The following is a 24,264-nucleotide window of genomic DNA, read 5'->3' as shown; positions in this document are numbered from 1 at the left end:
TATTTGTCCCATGGAAAAAGAACATCAAATATTTGGAATTAGAGCCATTATAGAAGCAATTCAAGCAGGAAAAGAAGTTGATAAAGTATTTATACAAAAAGAGATTTCCGGAGAATTAATGAAAGATTTAATGAAAGTGATGAAACGCGCTAACATTAATTTCTCTTATGTACCTGTAGAAAAACTAAATCGATTAACTCCAAACAATCACCAGGGAGCAGTTGCTACCATCTCTCCTATTGGATTTATAGAACTGGAACATTTAGTTGAATCAACTATTGCTTCCGGAACAAAACCATTATTTTTAATATTAGACCAGATTTCTGATGCCCGCAATTTTGGAGCTATTATCAGAACTGCAGAATGTACTGGTGTAAACGGAATCATTGTACAAAAATCAGGTTCTGCCCCAGTAAACGGAGACACCGTTAAAACATCAGCAGGAGCTGTATTTAATGTGCCTATTTGTAAAGTTGAACATATTAAAGATGCTATTTTTTATCTTCAGGGATCAGGAATTAAAACTGTTGCTGCAACTGAAAAAACAGATCAAAACATCTATGACGTTACATTAAACGAGCCGGTAGCTATTATCATGGGATCTGAAGAAAGAGGAATAAATCCTTCTGTACTTAAAATCGTCGATGAAAAAGCAAAACTGCCAATGTTTGGATCGATAGGATCTCTAAACGTTTCTGTAGCTTGTGGTGCTTTTTTATACGAGACTGTTCGACAAAGGAGTTAAATAGTATTGAGGAATTAGGATGACAAATAAATATATCAATTGATGTCTTTAAAACCTACTCATAACATAGTACTTAAAAAACCTGGTTTAATACTTGTAATATTATTCATTACAAGTATTAACTACGGACAGACTACTACATACAATCAATTTTGGAATGAAGTTCAATTCAACAGGACCATCAGCGAAAAATGGTCGGCTGAATTAAATCTAGGCGCTGTCTATAGCAGCACGGAATCTTCATCTAATATTTTCCAGCAAAACATACAAAGATCTGCACGGGTCTGGGGACATTACTACTTTTCTCCACGCTGGAAATTCTCCTCTTTTCTGGCCTACAATTACAACAAAGACGTTCCCGAAATTGGCCAATTTAAATCTCCCGAAGTTAGATTTGCTCTACAGGGAATTTACTATTTCCATAAAACGGGCTACACACTAAGTACCAGAATGAGAATGGAACTCAGACATATGCGTAATGAAGAAGGAGATTATGATAATGTTCTAAGATATCGCCAGCAAATAAAATACATTCAGCCAATAAACAGTAAAGTACTAAGAGAAGGTGTTGTTTATGGAGTAGCTTCTGACGAGCTGTTTTTTAAATCCGGAACAAAAGTAACCGGCCTTAGTTTTTTTGACAGAAACAGACTCAACATTGGTGCAGGTTATTTGTTTACCGATGACATACAAGTCGAAATCACTTATGCTAACGAATACTTACCCAGAGACGAGGGGAATCAAATTATGAATGCAGCATCACTCACTGTGACTTTTAATAATTTTTTTTAAAATTTAAATAAAAAGTTACATCATAAAAATGAAACTTCAAACGAAAATTAACAATGCTTACTTATCCTCTTTTTTGAGGAAGCAAGCCAGCTGTTTTACGATAGCATCTTTATGCAATTTGAAATCGTAATTTCGCACAAACTCTGTCCCCTCCATATTGATTTCAGCCAATACAGCTTCATACGCAGAAAAAGCCTCAATATCTTTTTGATCTATTAAATAAAGCACTTGCATAACCGAATCGTTATGTCTGTATTGAGTGTCATAGTGCGCCAATTTATATACTTTTTTATCCGCAAGGTGAATTATTAAATCATCCTTAATTTTAACTCCGTCTTTTTTAGCCGGAAATGGCGAAGGCTGAAGTGCTATAAAAAAATGTTCCTTATCTGTTACTATATTAATCTTTAAAGATTTTGACTTTGTTTTATAGAAATCTGCAGGATCAAAATAATAGGTCATAGTTCCATCGGCAAGTACCCTGTTTTTTATCTCACACTGAGCCTGGGCATGAAGTTTTGAACTTATTACGACTAATAATAAAACAATTGTAAAGTTGATCTTTCTCATAACATGTCGATTTGAAATAGAATACAAACAAAAATAGTCTTTTTAGATCAATCCAAATATTGGCAACTTAGATTTTATCCTCTGGTTCTGTTTTAGTTATAGTGTAATTAACTAAAAAATCAGAGCTGTAATACGTCGAAATAGATTCTGTTTCTTCTTTAGGTATTTCACTATTTACAAAGTTTCCGTTCTCATCAAAATGTTTCATAAATGCATCTTCTTCGGGATCAAAATCGGGTTTTTGCCATTCGTAAATTACAGGTTTCGCATATTCAGGTGTTTTGTAAATTAAAGACATTGCGAATCCGGTAATAAAACCGGCCAAATGCCCTTCCCACGAAATTGTCTTGTCGACGTCCGGAAAAACATACCAAATCATTCCTCCATAAAGTAAAATTACAGACAACGAAAGTGCGACTAACCGATAGTAACCCGTTTGGATTCCTTTAAAAAAAATAAAGCTTACCAGAACATAAATCAGTCCGCTGGCACCTATATGATAATTGGAGCGGCCAATAATCCAGGTTATTAATCCCGAAAACAAAATCCCAAAAGCAATCACAGCAAAAGATTGTTTTGGATAAAAAAATTGCATCGCTGCCAATAATACTAAAAGCGGAATAGAGTTATTATATAAGTGACTTAAATTTTCATGAATGAAAGGGCTAAGCAAAACACCTTGCAAACCTGAAAAGTCACGAGGATAAATCCCGTATTGATAAAAGTCGAAATCGAAACGGATTTGTACCCAATAAACAATCCACAAAGAAAGAACAAAAAAAACGGGAAGACCGATAACGGCATTCGAAAATTTAAAGTGGTTGTCGTTCATAATGATATAAGTAAGTTCTTTTAAGATATCAAAAAACTATCCAATTACAATTTACTGATAATTTGTCAGCTAATCGAAAATATTCTATAATCCTATTACAAATCATCATACACTCAATATATTTTTTAGCTACCCTGATTGTTATCAATAGCAACAAAAGACAACGCCAACAACAGGAATTAACTCCTAAAAATATAGATTTAGAATTGAAAATAGTAATTTTACAAAATGGAAGCACCTTTAGCCGAGCGTATTCGCCCACAGCAATTAGAAGATTATATTAGTCAAAGTCATTTGGTTGGACCAAACGGTTCATTGACCCAACAAATTTCGAAAGGACTTATTCCTTCATTGATATTTTGGGGACCACCGGGAACAGGAAAAACAACTCTGGCTCAAATTATTGCACAGGAATCCAAACGTCCGTTTTACATCTTGAGCGCCATAAATTCAGGCGTTAAAGACATACGCGATGTAATTGAAAAAGCAAAACAAAGCGGCGGATTGTTTACTGCCAAAAACCCGATTTTATTTATTGATGAGATTCATCGCTTTAGCAAATCGCAACAGGATTCGCTTCTGGCTGCAGTCGAAAAAGGCTGGATTACCCTCATTGGCGCAACAACAGAAAATCCAAGTTTTGAAGTTATTCCTGCATTATTGTCACGTTGCCAGGTTTATATCCTAAATGCTTTTACAAAAGCTGACCTCGAAGCTTTACTACATCGTGCCATGAAAATGGACAGCTATTTAGCCTCAAAAAACATCAACTTAAAAGAAACGGAAGCTTTACTCCGACTTTCGGGCGGAGACGGAAGAAAATTATTGAATATTTTTGAACTTGTAATAAATGCTTCTGCGGGAGATAAAATCATTATTACGAACGATCGCGTTTTCGAATTAGTACAGCAAAATACTGTTTTGTATGATAAAAGTGGTGAACAACATTATGATATTGTTTCGGCTTTTATAAAATCGATTCGTGGCAGTGATCCAAATGGAGCTGTTTATTGGCTGGCAAGAATGATTGAAGGCGGCGAAGATGTGAAATTTATCGCCAGAAGAATGCTTATTCTATCCAGTGAAGATATAGGAAATGCAAATCCAACTGCTTTTATAATGGCTAATAATACGTTTCAGGCGGTCACTACAATTGGATATCCTGAAAGCCGTATTATATTAAGTCAATGTGCTATTTACCTTGCGACTTCTCCTAAAAGTAACGCCTCTTATATGGCTATTGGCAATGCACAACAATTGGTAAAACAAACCGGTGATTTACCCGTTCCCATTCATTTACGAAATGCTCCTACTAAACTCATGAAAGAATTGGGTTATGGTGACGATTATAAATATTCGCATGATTACGCCAATAATTTTGCAGAGCAGGAATTTTTACCTGATGCTGTAAAAGAAACGGTTCTTTATAATCCGGGAAGCAACTCTCGAGAGAACAGCAACCGCGAATTTTTAAAGAACCGTTGGAAAGATAAATATGGTTATTAAAAACGCATTTTATTTTTAGAATTTTACCGAGACCTTTTCAGAAACTAATTGATCATTTTTATAATATTCAAAAAACCATTGATTGTCTTTTGCATTTAATGATCCCTGAACTCCATCTTTTATAGCAATAAATGAATCAGGACGTGATGTCTTTAACAATTTCATTACCACTTTTGGCGTTTTATCAATTAACTGATATCCATTTTCTGTTGGCTGAGCAAACAATAAATTAGGATCCTTTAAATCAGCAGCAGGAGTCGAAACTGCTGTAGCGGCCACAATCTGAGTAGCAGGAATCGAAGTTGTTGCAGCTCTTGAAGTATTAACAGTTTTGCCGTTATATTTATAATTTAAGGCATTTATAGAAACAAATGCCATATCAAGACATTCTCTATATGCTGCTTCATAGTCTTTCTCTTTACTTTTTCCTATCTCTGAAGTATAAACTACTTTACCATAACAATCTTTAAACTCTACAAAAAGTTTAGTGATTAAAAAACCATTGTCTTTTTTTACATCAACATAAAGAAATTCGCAACGATCACCAAAACCTTCCGGCAATTCTTCATTACCATAAAAAGCCTGAAAACCGGCCTTTACTAAATTCGCTTTAGTCATTGTTGACATTCTATATTGATTTTCTGATTTAAGGAAATCATATTTCAAAGGTACAATAACAGCTTTGTAATCATTAACAGATTGCGAGAATCCAATAACAGAAGTAAGAAATGCAATCAATAAAAATTTTATTCTCATAATTATAAATATTTTTTAAGTTCTAATAAATGGTTAATTTGTTTAATATTTTCAGGAGCTTCGACTTTCTTCTCATTAAAGAAAATAGCATCCAGGCCAGCATTTAATGCGCCATTAACATCGGCATCAAGGCAATCGCCAATCATTATGCTATTCTTTTTTGAAGCCTTTGCTACATTTACGGCGTAATCAAAGATAATACTATTTGGCTTTTTTACGCCTGCTGATTCAGAATTTGTTATAGTTTCAAAATAACCTGAAAGTGCGGCGTTATTAATTTTCTTATCCTGAACAGTTGCAAAACCATTTGTAATGATGTGTAACTTGTATTTTGGTCTTAAATATTCCAAAACTTCAATTGCACCATCAAAGAGGTAATTGTTATCAGTCAAAAATTCAATGTACTCGTTTGCAATCTGATTGATATCTTCATCACAGATCTGAATATTCAGAGCATCAAAAGAAAACTTTAATCTGTTGTATCGCAATTCGACATGCGTGATTTTATCATTTTGGTACAATTTCCAGCATTCCTGATTTATCGGAGCATAGTTGGCGATAAAATCTTCAATTTTAATTTCGGGAAATCTCTTTTTAAAAATTCGGTCAAAAGCCATCTCTGAGTTTTTATCAAAATCCCAAAGTGTATGATCCAAATCAAAAAAAACGTCGGTAATAGTGGTATTCATAAGTTAAAATATTCCTTCATCTACAAAACTATAATATTTTGTTTCAGTTATAATCAAATGATCTAAAATTTTAACATCTAAACTATCTCCGGCCACTTTTAATTTCTTTGTAATTTGTTTATCAGCATCACTTGGCATTAAATTCCCCGAAGGATGATTATGGCACAAAATCAGGCTGGTAGCGCCACTTTCAAGCGCTAATTTAAAAACAAGACGCACATCGACAATTGTACCGGTGATACCGCCTTTACTTAATTGTGATTTTGAAATTACGTTGTTCGAATTATTAAGAAAAAGCACCCAAAATTCTTCATGCGATAATTCACCAATAATAGGCTGCATCATTTCAAAAACTATTTTACTGGAAGTAACTTTTCCTAATTTCAAAGCATCTTCTGATCTTCTGCGGCGACCTAACTCTAAAGCCGCCATTATTGTTATGGCTTTCGCCTCCCCTACTCCTTTGAATTTGGTAAATTGCAAAATAGACATTTTGCCTAATGCATTCAAATTCTTGGCACTAAGCAAAATCCTTTTACTCAAATCAACTGCAGATTCATTTCGGCTGCCGGAACCAATTAAAATAGCAATCAGCTCAGCATTACTCAAAGCCTCTTTTCCTTTAAGCATTAATTTTTCACGAGGACGATCTTCAAAAGACCAGTCTGAAATTGGAGAATAAATTGCATCCATCTATTATAACGTATTAATTAACTTTCCCCAATACTCTTTCTTAAGTTCGGGATAACGTTCCCACAAAAAAATATCAAATATTTTTATAAATGATATAAAATCAGGGTTCTTGCCTGTCGTTTTTACAACTTTTATTGTTGAGTTCATTTTTTCTGTAATCTAAAAGGCGAATATATTTAAAAAATAAGAAAAATCACTCATAAAAGTATTTTCTATTTTCAAATTAGTTACTTTTAAAAACAAAACAGCTACTCAACAAATTCTTATTCTATAACAATGAAATCAATATACACTTTAGTGATCATCTTTTTATTCATTTCTTGCAATCAGAAAGAAAAAAGCAAGTCACTAGCCGAAAATTCCTCTATAACAGCAAATACTTTTGCTGAAAAATTATCCAACGCGGCAATATCCATAATTGATCCTTCAATTGATTATGATCCTGCTTACTTCTCAATCAAATATCCTAACGGAGATATTCCTGAAAACAAAGGTGTGTGTACCGATGTTATTATACGATCCTATCGAAAATTAGGTATCGATTTACAAAAAGAAGTTCATGAAGATATGCTTGGGCATTTTTCAGAATACCACAATTTAAAAAAATGGGGAATGACAAAAACAGATACTAATATCGATCACAGAAGAGTTCCTAACCTCGAAGTTTTCTTTGAAAGGAAAGGAGAAAAACTCCCCGTAACAAAAGATTCAAAAGATTATAAAACCGGAGAAATAGTGACATGGATGATTAACAACAAACTTCCGCATATTGGAATTGTGACGAACAGGAAATCAAAAGACGGAAAACGAAACCTAATCGTTCACAATGTTGGCAGCGGACAAGTTTTGCAAGATTGTTTGTTTGAATATAAAATTGTGGGACATTATAGATATTGGAAATAAAATTTTAATAAATTCCAATAGAAAAATGCCAAATGCCAATTTGAACTTTACATTTCAAAAGTTGCTTAAAAACAAAAAAATGCCAATTACAAAACTGCAATTGGCACATTATCTCATTCTCAAATTATCTAATTGACTAATTAATCAAACTTTTTACTTCATCAAAATTTAAACCTCCGTAATTTCCTGAACTCATTAATAACAAAGCAGAATTATCAAGATTTAAGTTGAATAAATATTCTTTAAATTCAGTTGGATTCGTATAAATAATTAAATCTTTACGATTAAAAGCAGTTGCTATCTGATCGTATGTCACTTCTTCTAACTGTTTAATTTTTACAGCATCCGGAGAATAAAATACGACAGCAACATCTGCATATTCTAAAGCGCCTTCATATTCTTTCAGAAACTCAGCATTCAAACTGCTGTAAGTATGCAATTCTAAACATGCTACCAAAGTTCTGTTTGGGTATTGTTCTTTTACCGCTTTTGTAGTCGCAGCTACTTTACTTGGTGAATGGGCAAAATCTTTGTAGGCTACTTTTCCTTTTCCTTCAGCAATTTTTTCTAATCTTTTAGACGCGCCTTTAAAACTGGCGATTGCTTCATAGAAATCAGCTTCATCAACGCCCATGTTTTGGCAAATCCATTTTGCTCCGGCTAAGTTATTTAAATTGTGCGCACCAAAAACTTCGATTGGCATATCGCCTTCCGGAGTTTTTAATAATGTAACGCCATTACTAACAGTATATTCAGGAGTAGAATAAGCCAGTTTACGAATTGGGTTTATAGCTGCTTCTGCAACACGTTTAACTTCGGCATCGTCTTCATTATACACTAATATTCCACCATTAGTAATTTTGGCAATAAAAATCTCAAACTGCTCTACATAGTTCTCATACGTTGGAAACACATTAATATGATCCCACGCAATTCCGGAAATCAATGCAATGTTTGGTTGATATAAATGAAATTTTGGACGTCTGTCTATTGGAGAAGATAAATACTCATCGCCTTCCAGAACCATAAAATCATTTTCTTCAGTAAGATGCACCATCGTATCAAAACCTTCTAATTGTGCTCCAACCATATAATCAACTTCGATATTATGATAGTGCATTACGTGCAAAATCATCGAAGTTATAGTTGTTTTTCCGTGAGAACCTCCAATTACAACACGCGTTTTATTTTTAGACTGTTCGTATAAAAATTCAGGATACGAATAAATTTTCAAACCCAATTCCTGTGCTTTCAACAATTCAGGATTATCTGCTTTTGCATGCATTCCTAAAATTATAGCATCAATATCAGCCGTTATTTTTTCAGGAAACCAGCCCAATTCAGCGGGTAAAATTCCTTTTTTATCCAATCTTGATTTTGATGGCTCAAAAATAGCATCATCGCTACCCGTTACCTGATATCCTTTATTATGTAATGCCAATGCTAAGTTGTGCATGGCACTTCCGCCTATTGCGATGAAATGTGTTCTCATTTAAAATGTTTGATCGTTAAACTGTTTAATCGGTTAATCGAAATAGCAAATAACTAATAAAACCCGTTAATTATTTTTCAAAAATAAGGAAATATAAAATGTATCATTTGCTTTTAGAGATAAATTAGTAATTTGTACGAAATTTATTTTTAAAGCTTCCCAACCTTTATCAAAAAACAACACTCTATATTCTAAAACTCACTTATGAAAAATATATTATTTGTTTTCTTATTGTTCTCAATGACTTTATTTGCGCAACAAACTGACAAGAAATGGGATAAAGTTATTGACTTTGAAAACGAAGGGAAGATAAAATCAGCAAATGAAATAGTTGACAAAATTTACAAAAAAGCAGTTTCAAAAAAAGACGAAGTGCAAATGATAAAATGTTTTTTTTATCAATCTAAATATCTTCAGGTAATTGATGAAAATGCACAGAGCAAAATCTTAAACAATCTAATAGCTGACATCAATCGGGTTTCTATACCTTCAAAATCCATTCTGAATTTGGTTTATGCAAAGTGTCTGAGTGACTATTATTCAAGAAATAATTATCAAATCAGAAGCAGAACAAATACCGCAAGCTTAAATGAAGATTTTTTGACATGGACTGAAAAAAACTTTACTGATCAAATTAATAATTCTTTAAGTAATACATTAGAAAATGAAGCCATCTTAAAAAACACATCGTTAACAAAATATGAAGCAATTTTTGATTATTTTACTTTAGAAAAATTCAAAAAGCAAACTTTATATGATTATGTTATTAAGGAAAACATAGCAGTTTATACGGCAAAAATCCGTCAATGGGAGATTCAAAAAAGTGATTTTACAGCTATTAAAGAGCAACTTTTAGGAAGCTCAAATGATTTCATAAAATTGAACTTTGATTTTGTATCTAATGAAAATTTACGCTTACTACTCCAATTATATCAAAAACAAGAGAAAAACAATCCATCAACAGAAAATCAATGGGAGCGTATACAGTTTACCAAAACCAATTTAATAGATATTGATGACAACTATCTTTCACTATTAATTAAACTGCAAAAAAATACAACTGATGAGTTTTTAATTCAAAAAATACAATTGGAAAAAGCTGCGTTTTTAATTCAAAAAGCATCAAAAGAAACTCATCCGAATTATAACATTAAAGCCCTCGCAACTTTAGACAGTATTATAAATGTTAATAATCGATCTAATACATACAAATTAGCCCTACAAAAAAAAGAAAACCTTCTCTATAAAAGCATACAAGCTCAACTTCAAAAATATACTTATGAAAACGAAAACACAAGAGCTTCTTTTCGTTATAAAAACTTAGAAAGATTAAAAATATCATTTTATAAAATCAATCAGAATCAGCTTAGTGAATTTGAAAAATCAAATTATAAAAAAGATAGTATCGGAAATTCTATTATCGAAAAATCACAACCTCTTAAAAGTGCAAATTATGTACTTACAGATAAAAAAGACTTTTTCGAATACACCACAGAAGTTCTTTTGCCGCAATTAGAAAAAGGTTCTTATTTGGTTTATTTTGAAAGTGACTCAGATTTAAAAGGCAAAAAAGCATTTTCTTATGAAATCCTTTCCGTTTCCAACTTATCTGTTTTGGCTTCTCAAACACAATCAAAAGAAACGTATCAGGTTCTTGATCGAAAAACCGGAAAACCAATAGAAAATGCAACTATTAAATCTCCTTCATTTTCTATTAAAACCAATAAGAATGGAATAGCCATTAATAGTCAAAAACTCAACAACTATAATTACGAAAATTTAATAGTAACAACAGAAAATGATACGCTTACAATACATAAAAACTACATAAATTATAATTCTGAATATCTCACGGAAAATAGTAAAAATGACAATTACACGGATGGAAAAGTGGAATTTTATCTCGACAGGGCCATTTATCGTCCGGGGCAAACGATCTATTTTAAAGGAATCGCAATTCATAAAAAAAACAATAAGAACAGCATAGTCCCTAAAACCACTTTCAAAATTATTATTGAAGACACTAATAATACTACTTTAAAAGAGTTTGATATAACCACAAATGAATTTGGTTCATTCTCTGGCGAATTTACATTACCCAAAACCGGAATTACGGGAACTTTTACATTAAAAGCTGAAGAACCTGTTACTTACGAAAATGATCCCTTTTACAACCAAGACGAAGACGACCATCCGTTTTGGGATCATGTAGATCTCAAAAATTCAGAAATAGAATTTAGGGTCGAAGAATACAAACGCCCTAAATTTTAAGTGACCTTTGATCCTAAAAAAGAAAGCTTTCAGATTAACCAATCGATTAAAGTAAAAGGAACAGCCAAAGCCTTTGCGGGAAGTAATATCTCTGATGCTAAAGTAACCTATACTGTAAACCGATATACAAGTTATTATAGAAATTATTATGCACAGGACAATAATGAGATTGTAGCTTCTGGCGAAACTAAAACCGATGCTTCAGGTAAGTTCATTATTGATTTTGTTGCCTTACCTTCTAAAAACAGTAAAAAAGATCAATTACCTGTTTTTAATTACCGTATAAAAACCAATGTAACCGATATTAATGGTGAGACCCACGAAAATGAAACTACAGTAAAAGTGGGGTATCATGATTTAGTTCTTACCGCCTCTATTCCTAATTTAATTGAAACTAAAAACAAAAATCAAGTCAAACTTGCAAGCACGAATTTGAATGGCGAATTTTTAGCTGCTAAAGGCGAAATCAACATCTATTATGTAAGTCCATTTTCGGATAAATTCAAAGAAAGAACATTTCCCCAACCGGATATCAAAACGATCTCTGATCCGGAATTCGAGAAATTATTTCCCTATGAAAAGAATAAAAGCACAAAAGATAGTATTACAAAGATTTTGGTATTTACTAAAACCATAGACACTCAAAAAGACAAAACTCTGCCATTAGACTTTATTTCAAACTATAAATCCGGAAATTACAAAGTTGTTTTCTCGGCTAATGACACTTTCAAAAATAGAATTGAAAGTATTTCTGATTTTGAACTTGTTCAAAGTAAAGACAAATTCGACAGTAGTAAATTACTCAAAATCAATCAAATTAATGCAGATCCTAAAAAAGATGGTTTTATAACATTAAAAATCACATCGGTTGTTCATGAACTTTATATTATCACCACAGGAAATTATGAAGGTGAAATATTTTCTCAGGAAACTTATCATCTTCAAAACAACGAAATAACACTTAAAACGCCGATCAAAAAAGAATTTGCAGAAACTCTAAAAATAAGTTTTGAAAGTATTTTTGAAAATGAAACTTTTAATAATGAGATCGACGTAGCCTTAAAAGACACATCTTCAAAATTAGAATTCAGCGTAGAAAGTTTTAGAAATAAAATCCAACCCGGAAGCAGCGAAAACTGGTCATTTAAATTAAACGCTATAAATACTAAAAACGAAGCCGAAGTTTTAGCTTCTATGTATGATAGTTCACTGGATCAATTTGCTACAAAGAACTGGAATCTCTTAGATTTTTATGATTATAAAAGTGACCAAAGCAATAAAAAATCACGCTTAGGTTTTGATAAAATATATGCATCTATAAACAACTTAAACTCTCCATACAGATCTATTGAGCTTAATAATGAAAGCACTAAATTAATGTGGTTTGGATTTGATTTTAATAATGACCAAAGAGCTTTTTACATTCAAAAAGAATATCAAAAACAACTGACTAAAAAGCTGAAGAAACCTAAAAATGCAAAAATAATCTACGGATCAATTACTGATAAATTAAACGAACCTCTTCCAGGAGTTACAATTACAGTAAAAGGAACTCAAAGAAGCACATCATCAGATTATGATGGTTATTTCGAAATTGAAGCAGCAGGAACAGAAGAACTTGTTTTTAGTTATATTGGCTCAAAAAGTCAAACTATTTCAATAAATAACCAAAAAAATATTACTATTATTTTAGAAGAAGACTCAAATGATTTAGATGAAGTTGTTGTTGTAGGTTACGGAAAAACAACAAAAAGAAGTATGACGGCTGCCGCCGTAAAATTTAAAAAATCAGTTAGTTCAGAAGAGGTTCAGGAAGATAATAATGTTTACAGTGCAGCCGGTGCTCCAGAAGCTCTCGCCGGAAGAGCCGCAGGACTTACGATCAGAGGAAATTCAACAATCAATGGAAAAACGCCACTGTATGTAGTTGATGGAGAACCCGCCAGTGACATTAATAACATAAATGCAGCAGATATTCTTTCAATAGATGTTATAAAAGACCCCGAAGCAACTGCACTTTACGGAAGTAAAGGCGCAAACGGAGTAATAATCATCACAACCAAAAAAGCCCTGGACGCCCTAACTCAGGTAAAAGCAAGAAAAAATCTCTCTGAAACCGCTTTGTTTTTACCGAATTTAAGAACGGATGCAACTGGAAAAGTAAGTTTCAACTTTACATCTCCCGAAGCTTTAACGGCTTGGAAACTTCGTTTATTAGCACATAATAAAGATGCTGTTTCAGGATATCTGGAGAAAAGTGTGGTGACGCAAAAAGAATTAATGCTTTTACCTAATTTCCCCAGATTCCTTAGAGAAAAAGACACAATTGTAATCTCTGCCAAAATTTCCAATGTTACCGATCAGGCAAAAACAGGAATCGCCATTTTACAGTTTTTTGATGCTGTAACCATGCAGCCAATTGATGCCAAAATGCTAAACGCAAAAAACGTGAGAAACTTTACAGTTGGTGCTTTTGGAAATACAACGGCAAGCTGGACGATTTCAATTCCTGAAGGTTTGCAAGGTGTGCAATATAAAATTCTGGCCAAATCCGGTAATTTTTCGGATGGAGAAGAAAACATACTTCCGGTTTTGACCAATAATATGTTGGTTACAGAAAGTATCCCAATTTGGGTTCGTGAGAATTCGACGAAAGAATATACGTTTGAGAATTTAAAAAATAACAATTCAACAACTTTAAAAAATCATCAGCTTACATTAGAGTACACATCAAACCCTTCGTGGATCGCGATTCAGTCCCTGCCTTATTTAATGGAATACGAACATGAATGTGCAGAGCAAACTTTTGCTCGTTTTTATGCCAATGCTTTGGCTTCAGAAATCATTTCGAGCAATCCGAAAATTGCAACCGTTTTTGAAAACTGGAGAAAAAACGGGAAATTGAATTCTAAATTAGAAGAAAACGAAGAACTAAAATCTATAATCCTCGCAGAAACTCCCTGGTTAAATGATTCCCAAAGCGAAGACGAAAAGAAAAAGAATCTGGCGCTTCTGTTTGATTTAGAGAAAATGAAAACGTCGCAGGAAGCTACTTTCGATAAATTGAAACAAAAGCAAAAACCTTCAGGTGGATTTTCATGGTTTGACGGAAGTTCTGAAAGCGAATATATCACCAGACATATTCTGGCTGGTTTAGGTCATTTATCAAAACTGAACAAAACAGAAAATAACAATTCTAAAATCGATCAAATCGCCAAAACCGGAATACCATTTCTGGATAATAAATTCTTAGATTATTATAAAGAAAGAACCAAAAATTTAAAAAAATCAGAGAAATTACTTTGGATCAATCCGTATTCTGATTTGCATTATCTGTATACCAGAAGTTTTTATTTAGACAAATACCCACTTTCTGATACGCTAAAAAAAGCAACTAAAATGTATTTAGAAACCGCTAAAAGAGACTGGTTGTCTTATTCTATTTATGAAAAAGGGTTAGCTGCTTTGACTTTAAACCGTTTTGGAGAAAGCGAATCGGCTAAAAAAATCCTAGAAAACCTAAAAGAAACAGCTTCTAACAACGAAGATTGGGGCATGTACTGGATCGCCAATAAAGCAGGTTATTACTGGTATCAGGCGCCTATAGAAACTCAGGCTTTATTAATTGAGGCTTTCGCCGAAGTAAATCACGACACCAAATCTGTAGATGCCATGAAAGTGTGGTTGTTAAAAAACAAACAAACCAAAAACTGGCCGACAACAAAATCGACAACAGAAGCTGTTTATGCTTTATTGATGCAAGGCAATGATTGGCTAAGTGTGAAAGACAATACGATTATCAAAATTGGCAATGAAAGGATCCTAACTAAAAAATTAGCCGAAAACGAGAAAGAAGCTGAAACGGGTTATATCAAACTGAACTGGAAAGCTGATGAAGTCAAAAAAGAAATGGCTTCTATCAAAATCGAGAACAAATCGAAAGTTCCCGGATTTGGCGGCGTTTACTGGCAATATTTTGAAGATCTGGATAAAATCAAAACGAACTCGGGCGCTATTTTATCTGTTGCTAAAGAATTGTATCTAAAGAAAAACACTCTTAATGGCGATCAATTGGAAAGGATCACCAGCAAAAATTCTTTAAAAACCGGCGATTTAGTCACCGTAAGATTGATTATAAAATCTACAGAAGACATGGAATTTGTTCATCTGAAAGACATGAGAGCTTCTTGCTTTGAACCTGTAAATGTATTATCCGAATACCAATACAAAGATCGATTGGGTTATTATATGAATACAAAAGATGCCGCAACACATTTCTTCTTTGATAAGATCAACAAAGGAACTTATGTAATTGAATATGATATAAGAGTAAACAACAGCGGTGAATTCTCTAACGGAGTTACCACTATTGAGAGTATGTATGCTCCGGAATTTTCAAGTCATACAAAAGGAATTAGAATAAAGGTGAATTAACAAAACTTCTTAAAATTCTAAATAGGAAATTACAAATTCCGAAAACATGCTGTAAAAAGATTTTCCGTCGCGAATTCGTGGCGGAAAAAAAACAAAAAACCCGACAAGCTTTAAAACTTGTCGGGTTTAATTTTATAAATAAATTGAGATTATTTTACAATAGTCAATTCGTCAATAATATTCTTAGCTCCTGCGTATTTATCAATAATCCAAAGTACGTAACGAATATCTACGTTGATCGTTCTTTGCAATTTAGGATCAAAAATAACATCTCCAGCCATAGCTTCAATATTTCCGTCAAAAGCGATTCCAATTAATTCTCCTTTTCCGTTCAGAACCGGTGAACCAGAATTTCCTCCTGTGATATCATTGTCTGTAAGGAAATTTATTGGCATATATCCTGCTTTGTCAGCATATTGTCCGTAATCTTTTTTCTTGTTTAATTCTAACAAACGTTTTGGCAAATCAAATTCCTGGTCTCCAGCTTTATATTTTTTCACCATACTTTCCATAGTCGTATAGTTATTAATTTTAGCATCGTTTCTTGGATCTGCAGGCAAAGCACGAACTTTTCCGTAAGTCAGTCTCAAAGTAGAGTTAGCATCCGGATACTGAATCGCATTTAATTTTGATTCTCTTAATCCTTCAACCAATTCGCGGAAAGCAGTTGCAAAACCATCATCAGCTTTAGCCTGATCATCCGTTTTAGCACGGTATTTTGTCATCAAATCATTAGAAATAATGTACAAAGGATCATGTACAATTGCTAATGGCTTTGGATTAGCCATAAATGCCAATACTTTTTCTTTAGTTGTAAAGTAACTTATCTCAGTTGCCTTTGCAACATCTGCAGTAAAGTCACCCTTATTCTCTGATTTCATTTTAGCTACTTGCGTACCTAAACCATACTCTGCCCCTTTTGAAGTATATAAGTTCAATTGTGCAGCAAAAATATCTTTTTCAAGCGGTGCATAAAATTCACCATAAATGTTATCGATCAATGCATTGATCTTAGGTAACATTTCTGCTTTTTTAGCATCATTCTCGTTATAATAAGCAATCAATGCATTTCCTAAATTTGCCGGTCCTGCTGCATAACTTGAAGTACGCAAAAGTTGCATTAAGTAATTGTCGTGAGTTGCTTTTAAATTTGTCGATCTGTAATAATCATTAATAGTAGGAATTACATTTTCGTACTTTTCTTTATTAGCCGGTTTAGTTGCCCACTCATAGAACTTATCTTCCTGTGCCGTTTTAACATCTACTGTTCCGGCTTTTGTTAAAGCGTCAATCATACCCTGACGGTTTTTCCAGTAATTTGCTGTCGAAGCATATTTAGACGCATATTGCAAACGAACTGTTGCATCTTTGTCCATATACTTTTTCATTACATCCATTCCGGTTTTAGCACCTTCAACCCATGCAGGATAAGCATATTTTATATTTTGTTCGATTCCGCCGGCTGGCATCCAACGATTTGTTCTTCCAGGATATCCTAAAATCATTGCAAAATCATTTTCCTTAACTCCTTTAATACTTACTGGCAAGTAATGTTTAGGCTGCAAGGGCACATTGTTTTTTGAATATTCTGCAGGATTTCCGTCTTTATCAGCATATACTCTAAACATAGAGAAATCACCTGTTTGACGCGGCCACTCCCAGTTATCAGTATCTCCCCCAAATTTACCTACACTTTCAGGAGGTGTACCTACTAAACGAACATCTGTATAATCCTGATAAACGAAATAGTAATATTCATTTCCCTGAAAGAAAGGACGAACAGAAACAGTGTATTTTCCGCCTTCGTTGTTTTCTTTTTCGATTAGATTAATCTCTTGCTGAATAATTTTGTTTCTTTCAGTTTCAGACATTTGATCATTTACCTTAGATAAAATTCTTTTAGAAACATCATCCATTCGAACAAAGAAACGAACGTATAATGATTTAGGTTTCATTTCAGCACTTTTCTCTTTTGCCCAGAAACCATCTTTTAAATAATTTTGCTCAGCTGTAGAAAGCTCAGCAATTGCATTATACCCACAGTGGTGATTCGTTAAAACCAATCCGTTTTTAGAAACGATCTCAGCAGTACAGCCTCCATTAAACTGTACAATCGCATCTTTTAAACTATGATGATTAATACTGTAAATTTCTTCGGCCGTCAATTGTAAGCCCATTTTTTCCATATCTCTATGGTTCAATCTTTCGATAAACATCAAAAACCACATTCCTTCATCAGCTTTTACAGGAAAAGCCATTAAGCACATGGTCAAGAATAAAACTATTTTTTTCATGTTATTTTGTTTAAGTGACGCGAATATAATTCATTTTCGCAACAAAAAATAGCACAAGTCACTAAAACCAAAAGATACTCAACACATTTTAAGACAATTTTACGAAATTCACAATTCTACAAATAGAAAAATATAATCGTTTCCGACAATTCTAATTTTATATAATTCTTAAAATTTGAAATAAAAAAAGCCAAAGCTTCTTAATTAGTCCTTTTATTTATAAAAATAAACTTTCAATTACAAAAAATCAAAACAAACTTTTTCTTACAAATTTTAATTCCATAAGTTTGCTCCAATTATTTAATTAAAGTAAAATGAAAAAATTACTATTAACAGTTGCACTATTTGTTGCAACGATCACAAATGCTCAAAAAGGATCAATTCTTTTAAGTGGAAATATTGGTTTTACATCAGAAAAAATTGGAGACGACAAATCCACAAATTTTGAATTCTCTCCTAAAATAGGATATCAATTTGGAGATCATTGGACAATTGGTGTTGAAGGTGCTATTGCAACCTTAAATACAAAAGGTTCTGAAAAAACTGAAAATTATAAAACGGGAGGGTTCGTCCGTTATTCAGCTGACATTTCTGATTTATTTTCTTTTTATACCGACTTAGGTGCCGGATATCAAAACAGTTCTTCTAATAATGCAAAGGGAGTCTATGCTAGCCTTGAACCTGGATTATATATTAATATCAAAAGAGGACTGGCACTCAATTTTTCTATTGGAGGAATTAATTACGACAATATTGACGGAACAAATTCCCCAAGAAAAGAACGTTTTGCCTTTGATTTTGGAAAGAGTTTCAATATTGGAATTTCTAAAAATTTCGGACTTTAGTTTTCTGACTAAACTCATCTGAAATAATTTGTTTTTTTTGTTTTTAAACAAAAACCCGACAATTAAAAAATTTGTCGGGTTTTGTATCTAATAAAATATTGTTCTTATTCATTCAACATCTTCCAAAGTTTATCTTTAAGATCAGTCAGTCCTTGTTGGGCTACTGACGAGATAAACATATAAGGAATATCTTTGAAAGCGACATCAAGTTCAACTTTCAATTCTGCTTTCAGTTCGTCATCCAGCATATCACATTTTGAGATTACTAAAAGACGTTCTTTGTCTAACATTTCCGGATTGTACTTGGTCAATTCGTTAACCAGAATATCATACTCCCCTTTAATATCCGGCGTATCAACAGGAACTAAAAATAGCAGTGTTGAATTACGCTCAATGTGACGCAGGAAATAATGCCCTAGACCTTTTCCTTCAGCTGCACCTTCAATAATACCGGGAATATCAGCGATTACAAAAGATTGAAAATCTCTGTATGCTACAATTCCTAAATTAGGTTTTAGGGTTGTAAAAGGATAATCGGCAATTTTTGGTTTTGCAGAAGTCAATACAGATAATAAAGTTGATTTTCCGGCATTAGGAAAACCTACCAAACCAACATCTGCTAAAACTTTCAATTCAAGAATTACATCCATCTCTACACCCGGCAAACCTGGCTGAGCATATCTTGGTGTCTGATTCGTTGAGCTTCTAAAATGCCAGTTTCCTAATCCACCTTTTCCTCCTCTTGAAAGAATCTGTTTTTCGCCGTCTTCGGTAATTTCGAATAAGGTTTCTCCGGTTTCTTTATCTTTTACAACTGTACCTAAAGGCACTTCGATAAATTTATCATCTCCATCAGCACCCGTGCTACGATCTCCTCCTCCGTCTCCACCGTGTCCGGCTTTAATATGACGAGCAAATTTTAAATGAAAAAGTGTCCAAAGTCCCTTATTTCCAACTAAATATACGTGTCCACCACGACCACCATCACCTCCGTCCGGGCCTCCTTTTTCAATAAATTTCTCTCTATGTAAATGTGTAGATCCTTTTCCTCCTTTTCCGGAAGAAACATATATCTTAACATAATCTACAAAATTTCCTTCTGTCATTTTCTTTTTGTTTATGTATAGTTTAAAGTTTAAAGTTTCAGGTTTCAAATTGGCGTAACACACTTAACTTGAAACCTGAAACAAAAACCTGAAACAAATTTTTATTCTCAGTCGCAGTCGCAGTTTTCGGTCAAACTCTGACTGAAAACTGCGACTGAAAACTATTTTATTTTCTTACTCTTTTAGTGCTTTTACCAACACTTTATCAATCTTTACGCCATCCATATCGATGACTTCTAACACAAATTTTTGCCAGATTAATTTTTCGCCTTCTTTCGGAATATGAGAAAGCTCGGTCATAATCATCCCGCTCACTGTATTTACTTCGTAATCATTTGTCAACTCGTCTAATTCGAAATAAGTTAAGAAATCGTGTAATGAATAATGTCCGTCAACAAGCCACGAACCATCTTCTCTTTCTATTAATTGAAATTCATCTTTATAAAAATCAGATGCATCACCCACTAACGCTTCCAAAATGTCATTTAATGTAATTATTCCCTGAAAAACTCCATATTCATCAGAAACTAATGCATAATGAACGCCGGTTCTTTTAAAATTCTCAAGTGCTTTATACGCTGTTGTCTGCTCCATCAAATAAGGAGCATCTGTCATTATTGCTCCTAAATCGAAATGGTCGCTTTCGATATTCGCAAATATATTTTTTAGGGTTACGATTCCTACTATATCGTCATAATTATCTCTGTACACGGGATAAATGGTATGCAAATCCATTAAAACCAGTTCTTTTATTTTAGCTTTATCAGCATTAAAAGGCAGCATGTCTACCGATTTACGGTGTGTCATTAACGAATTTACCTTTCGGTCACCAATATGAAAAACACGCTCCACAATATCCTGTTCAATCTCCTGAACTTCTCCGCCCTCTGTTCCTTCTTTTATAATTGCTTTAATTTCTTCTTCAGTCACTTTACCGTCTGCAGAAGGTTTTATTTGGAAAACATTCAATAAAAAATCAGTCGAAGTCGTAAGCATCCAAATAAACGGTGCGGTAATGATCGAGATTATTTTCATTGGCAATGCCACCATTTTAGCAATTGCTTCCGGATAATTTAACCCGATTCGTTTTGGCAATAACTCTCCTAAAACTAATGAGAAAAATGTTAAAACTACCACGACAATACCCACTGCTACTGAATGTGCGTAAGGTCTTAAAACAGCAAATCCGCTCACATATGTTTCTACATCTATCGTGATTTTATCACCACTATAAATACCTGTCAAAATCCCGATAAGGGTAATTCCGATTTGTACTGTAGATAAAAACTTATTTGGTGAATTGGCTAAGTCGAGCGCAATTTTGGCACTTTTATTTCCTTTTTTTGCGGCAGTTTCAAGTCTGTTTTTTCTTGCTGAAATAAGTGCAATTTCAGACATAGAGAAAACTCCATTTAATAGTATTAGAAAAAATATTATTAGTATTTCCAATTTGAGGGTTATTCGTTATTTAATAGTTTATAAATATAATTTGCAATCTAAATATTCCATAGTCAATCCCATTTACGGGAGAAGAAAAAAGCCCGGAGCTAAAAAAACTAATTCTTCTTTTCTGAAAACAACTCACTCCTAAAAGTATCAGGAGAAGCTTGTTTACGATATAGAAAAATAGTTTTTTTAGTTAGGACTTGAAACGGCAGCTGGAAAAAGCTTCTACAAATTATCTATAACTGACGTTAATCGCTCTGTAATTTCTTCGATAGTTCCGATACCATTTACGGCGTGAAACTTATTTTGTTCTTTATAATATCCAATTAGCGGAGCAGTTTTCTCATTGTATTCCTGATATCTTACACGAATTTTTTCTTCGTCCTGATCGTCTACTCTTCCACTGGTTTTTCCTCTTTCTAACAAACGTGCTACCAAAATTTCGTCATCAGCTTCTAATGCGATTGTAGCAGTAACACCTGATCCAATTGTTGGCAAAAATTGATCCAGCGCTTTTGCCTGATCTAATGTTCTTGGATAACCATCAAACAAAAAACCTTCTGTATCAGGATTTTTATTCACCTCATCTATTAACATTGCAGTTGTAACTTCGCAAGGAACTAATTCTCCATTGTCCATAAAAACCCTTGCTTTTTTACCTAAATCTGTATCATTTTTCAAATTAAAACGAAAAATATCTCCTGTTGAAAGGTGCGTTAATTTGTATTTTTCTTTTAAAAATTCTGCCTGAGTTCCTTTTCCTGCTCCTGGCTTTCCAAATAAAACAATGTTAATCATAATATGAGTGAGTGTTGTTACTTCTGTTTTTTATAAGAAGTTTTAAATGAATATATAGTTGTGTGTATGTTGATAATTATTCTGCTAATTTATATACTTCGGCTAAATTTCGTCCTAAACCATCGTAGTCCAATCCGTAACCAACAATGAATTTATTTGGAATCCTGATTCCGATGTAATCTATTTTGATGTCTTTTTTATAGGCATCCGGTTTAAAAAACAAAGTTGCAATTTTAAAATGCTTTACATTTTGTTCTTTAAATATGTGTTTTAATTCTTCAATTGTGTTTCCGGTATCTATAATATCTTCAATGATAATCACGGTTCTGCCAGTCAAATCCTGATTAATACCTATTAATTCTTTTACAGCGTTAGTAGTTTCAGTTCCTTCATAAGATGCCATTTTTATAAATGAAACCTCGCAGGGGCTTTTGTATTTTTTCAGAAAATCGGCAACAACCATAAATGCACCATTTAAAACACCAATAAAAATTGGGGTATCGTCTCTAAAATCATCTTCTACCTGAGCCACTATTTTAGTTAAAGCAAAATCAATTTCTTTGGCCGAAATAAACGGAACAAATTGTTTATCGTGAAGTTGTATCATTATTTTTATGTTTAAAATAATGCGCAAAGATACAGAATTACAACCAAACTGTAAGTATCAAAATAGGTTGGACACATATTTTTTTAAGAATGTTAAATATCACATAATATTTACAAATATTTTCTTGCAACTCTTTTTTATTTTACTAAATTGTTGTTCTATAAACAATTAACTCCGAACCAGCATGAAAACTACTGCGCAACTATATTCGATATCCTTACTGGCAATAATGACAGCCTGCAACGGGCAGGTAAAAAAAGAAGAAAAAGAGACTCTCGCGAAACAACCCAATACGATTGTAAAAACCGCGATTGGCGATCTTACTTTACCGCCGCCGTATGCAACTGAATCGAAAACGAATAACAGCAAAGTGATTGGCTGGCCGGAAGGAAAAACACCAACAGCCCCGGAAGGCTTCACCGTTACAAAATTTGCTGATGGTTTCGAGAATCCGCGTTGGACTTATATTGCGCCTAACAATGATATTTTTGTTGTCGAAAGCGGCACAAGAACCAGTAAAAACCAAATCATAATTCTTCGTGACAAAGACAAAGACGGAAAGTTTGAGACTCGTGAAGTTTTTCTAAAAGACCTCAACAGACCCTTTGGAATGTTAGTTCTGAAAGACTTTTTTTATGTTGCCAATACTGACGGACTTTATCGTTATCCGTATAAAAATGCACCTTTGAAACTAGAAGCAAAAGGAACCAAAATTCTCGAACTTCCCGCCGGAGGTTACAACAATCACTGGACGAGAAATATAATTGTAAACCCTGAAGGAACAAAAATCTATGTTTCTGTAGGTTCCGGAAGTAATGTTGGTGAAAACGGAATGGACAAAGAAGTGCGTCGTGCCGATATCTTAGAAATCAATCCCGACGGAACTGGAGAAAAAATATATGCCGCAGGCCTCAGAAACCCTGTTGGAATGGATTGGAATCCGATAAATAAGGAATTATGGACCGCGGTTAACGAGCGTGATGAATTGGGCGATGACTTGGTTCCTGATTATATTACCAGCGTAAAAAGAGACGGCTTTTATGGCTGGCCGTATTCTTATTACGGAAACAACCCTGACCCAAGAATGAAAGGCGAACGTAAAGATCTTGCTGCCAAAGCTATTGTTCCTGACGTTCCTGTTGGTGCTCACACGGCATCTTTGGGATTGGCTTTTTATAATAAAACTGCTTTCCCTGAAAATACAGAAACGGGGCTTTCGTTGGTCAGCACGGATCCTGGAATCGCGCTAAGATCTCTGGGTACAAAGTAGTTTTTGTTCCTTTTGCCAACGGAAAACCTTCCGGAAAACCTGAAGATTTTTTAACCGGATTTATTTCTAATGCTGATAAAGCCGAAGTTTATGGACGTCCTGTTGCAGTAACTGTTATGCAAGACGGATCGCTTTTGGTAAATGATGATAGTGGAAATACGATTTGGAAGGTAACGGCGAAAAAATAAATCCCAAATTTTTTAAATTCCAAATCC

The 24,264-nt window shown here is 33.6% G+C and carries 18 protein-coding genes and 1 pseudogene; 8 read left to right on the top strand and 11 right to left on the bottom strand.

From position 1 onward, the window contains the following. The first annotated feature begins 10 nt into the window (after positions 1-10). Together rlmB and B0A67_RS11405 are read left to right on the top strand one after the other, a co-directional pair. On the top strand, positions 11-745 hold the full coding sequence (rlmB, locus tag B0A67_RS11410; protein ID WP_072960607.1) for a 23S rRNA (guanosine(2251)-2'-O)-methyltransferase RlmB: 735 nt from the start codon (positions 11-13) through the stop codon (positions 743-745). Between the two features lie 42 nt (positions 746-787). Continuing rightward, positions 788-1,537 carry a DUF2490 domain-containing protein gene (locus tag B0A67_RS11405; protein ID WP_072960605.1) on the top strand — a complete coding sequence of 250 codons (750 nt, stop codon included), beginning with the start codon at positions 788-790 and terminating at the stop codon, positions 1,535-1,537. 57 nt (positions 1,538-1,594) lie between these two features. Here B0A67_RS11405 and B0A67_RS11400 read toward each other — a convergent pair whose 3' ends face one another. After that, positions 1,595-2,107: a hypothetical protein gene (locus tag B0A67_RS11400; RefSeq protein WP_072960602.1), complete on the bottom strand. Its 513-nt coding sequence runs from the start codon at positions 2,105-2,107 to the stop codon at positions 1,595-1,597. Positions 2,108-2,174: 67 nt separating this feature from the next. Further along, entirely contained in the window at positions 2,175-2,939 is a 765-nt protein-coding gene (locus tag B0A67_RS11395; protein ID WP_072960599.1) for a rhomboid family intramembrane serine protease, read from the bottom strand. A 228-nt stretch (positions 2,940-3,167) separates the two neighbouring features. On the opposite strand from B0A67_RS11395, the gene B0A67_RS11390 reads away from it, so the two are divergent. After that, positions 3,168-4,445, top strand: coding sequence for a replication-associated recombination protein A (locus B0A67_RS11390; RefSeq protein WP_072960595.1), 1,278 nt, complete (start codon positions 3,168-3,170; stop codon positions 4,443-4,445). A gap of 15 nt (positions 4,446-4,460) precedes the next feature. Here the strand turns inward: B0A67_RS11390 and B0A67_RS11385 are convergent, their stop codons facing one another. Genes B0A67_RS11385 through radC form a run of 3 tightly spaced genes read right to left on the bottom strand, consistent with a single transcriptional unit; the run spans position 4,461 to position 6,583 of the window. Next, positions 4,461-5,201, bottom strand: coding sequence for a hypothetical protein (locus tag B0A67_RS11385; RefSeq protein WP_072960592.1), 741 nt, complete (start codon positions 5,199-5,201; stop codon positions 4,461-4,463). A gap of 2 nt (positions 5,202-5,203) precedes the next feature. Next, complete coding sequence (locus tag B0A67_RS11380) at positions 5,204-5,890, bottom strand: YjjG family noncanonical pyrimidine nucleotidase (RefSeq protein WP_072960587.1); 687 nt, start codon at positions 5,888-5,890, stop codon at positions 5,204-5,206. A 3-nt stretch (positions 5,891-5,893) separates the two neighbouring features. Further along, positions 5,894-6,583 (bottom strand): RadC family protein, encoded by a 690-nt coding sequence (radC, locus tag B0A67_RS11375; RefSeq protein ID WP_072960583.1) that lies wholly within the window; start codon positions 6,581-6,583, stop codon positions 5,894-5,896. Between the two features lie 276 nt (positions 6,584-6,859). Between radC and B0A67_RS11365 the strand changes: the two genes are divergently transcribed. Beyond that, positions 6,860-7,486: a DUF1287 domain-containing protein gene (locus B0A67_RS11365; RefSeq protein ID WP_072960560.1), complete on the top strand. Its 627-nt coding sequence runs from the start codon at positions 6,860-6,862 to the stop codon at positions 7,484-7,486. 136 nt (positions 7,487-7,622) lie between these two features. Here B0A67_RS11365 and B0A67_RS11360 read toward each other — a convergent pair whose 3' ends face one another. Next, positions 7,623-8,978 carry a UDP-N-acetylmuramate--L-alanine ligase gene (locus B0A67_RS11360; RefSeq protein WP_072960557.1) on the bottom strand — a complete coding sequence of 452 codons (1,356 nt, stop codon included), beginning with the start codon at positions 8,976-8,978 and terminating at the stop codon, positions 7,623-7,625. A gap of 204 nt (positions 8,979-9,182) precedes the next feature. Between B0A67_RS11360 and B0A67_RS11355 the strand changes: the two genes are divergently transcribed. Together B0A67_RS11355 and B0A67_RS11350 are read left to right on the top strand one after the other, a co-directional pair. Then, positions 9,183-11,249, top strand: a complete 2,067-nt coding sequence (locus B0A67_RS11355; RefSeq protein ID WP_084074566.1) for an MG2 domain-containing protein — start codon at positions 9,183-9,185, stop codon at positions 11,247-11,249. Beyond that, positions 11,250-15,683, top strand: a complete 4,434-nt coding sequence (locus tag B0A67_RS11350; protein ID WP_072960551.1) for an alpha-2-macroglobulin family protein — start codon at positions 11,250-11,252, stop codon at positions 15,681-15,683. A 149-nt stretch (positions 15,684-15,832) separates the two neighbouring features. On the opposite strand, the gene B0A67_RS11345 is transcribed toward B0A67_RS11350, so the two are convergent. Further along, entirely contained in the window at positions 15,833-17,977 is a 2,145-nt protein-coding gene (locus tag B0A67_RS11345; protein WP_072960547.1) for a S46 family peptidase, read from the bottom strand. Between the two features lie 314 nt (positions 17,978-18,291). On the opposite strand from B0A67_RS11345, the gene B0A67_RS11340 reads away from it, so the two are divergent. After that, on the top strand, positions 18,292-18,822 hold the full coding sequence (locus B0A67_RS11340) for an outer membrane beta-barrel protein (protein WP_072960544.1): 531 nt from the start codon (positions 18,292-18,294) through the stop codon (positions 18,820-18,822). 104 nt (positions 18,823-18,926) lie between these two features. Here B0A67_RS11340 and obgE read toward each other — a convergent pair whose 3' ends face one another. From obgE to hpt, 4 genes are all read right to left on the bottom strand, one after another. Continuing rightward, entirely contained in the window at positions 18,927-19,928 is a 1,002-nt protein-coding gene (obgE, locus tag B0A67_RS11335; RefSeq protein ID WP_072960539.1) for a GTPase ObgE, read from the bottom strand. 174 nt (positions 19,929-20,102) lie between these two features. After that, positions 20,103-21,377 carry a hemolysin family protein gene (locus B0A67_RS11330; protein ID WP_072960536.1) on the bottom strand — a complete coding sequence of 425 codons (1,275 nt, stop codon included), beginning with the start codon at positions 21,375-21,377 and terminating at the stop codon, positions 20,103-20,105. Between the two features lie 222 nt (positions 21,378-21,599). Further along, positions 21,600-22,172: an adenylate kinase gene (locus tag B0A67_RS11325; protein ID WP_072960532.1), complete on the bottom strand. Its 573-nt coding sequence runs from the start codon at positions 22,170-22,172 to the stop codon at positions 21,600-21,602. Between the two features lie 76 nt (positions 22,173-22,248). After that, positions 22,249-22,779 (bottom strand): hypoxanthine phosphoribosyltransferase, encoded by a 531-nt coding sequence (gene hpt / locus B0A67_RS11320; protein ID WP_072960529.1) that lies wholly within the window; start codon positions 22,777-22,779, stop codon positions 22,249-22,251. Positions 22,780-22,963: 184 nt separating this feature from the next. On the opposite strand from hpt, the pseudogene B0A67_RS11315 reads away from it, so the two are divergent. Continuing rightward, positions 22,964-24,237, top strand: a pseudogene (locus B0A67_RS11315) (PQQ-dependent sugar dehydrogenase). Positions 24,238-24,264: the final 27 nt, after the last annotated feature.

This window comes from Flavobacterium aquidurense, assembly GCF_002217195.1.
Taxonomy (GTDB): domain Bacteria; phylum Bacteroidota; class Bacteroidia; order Flavobacteriales; family Flavobacteriaceae; genus Flavobacterium; species Flavobacterium frigidimaris.
The sequence above is the reverse complement of the archived record's forward strand: the minus strand, read 5'-3'. Positions and strand labels throughout refer to the sequence as shown.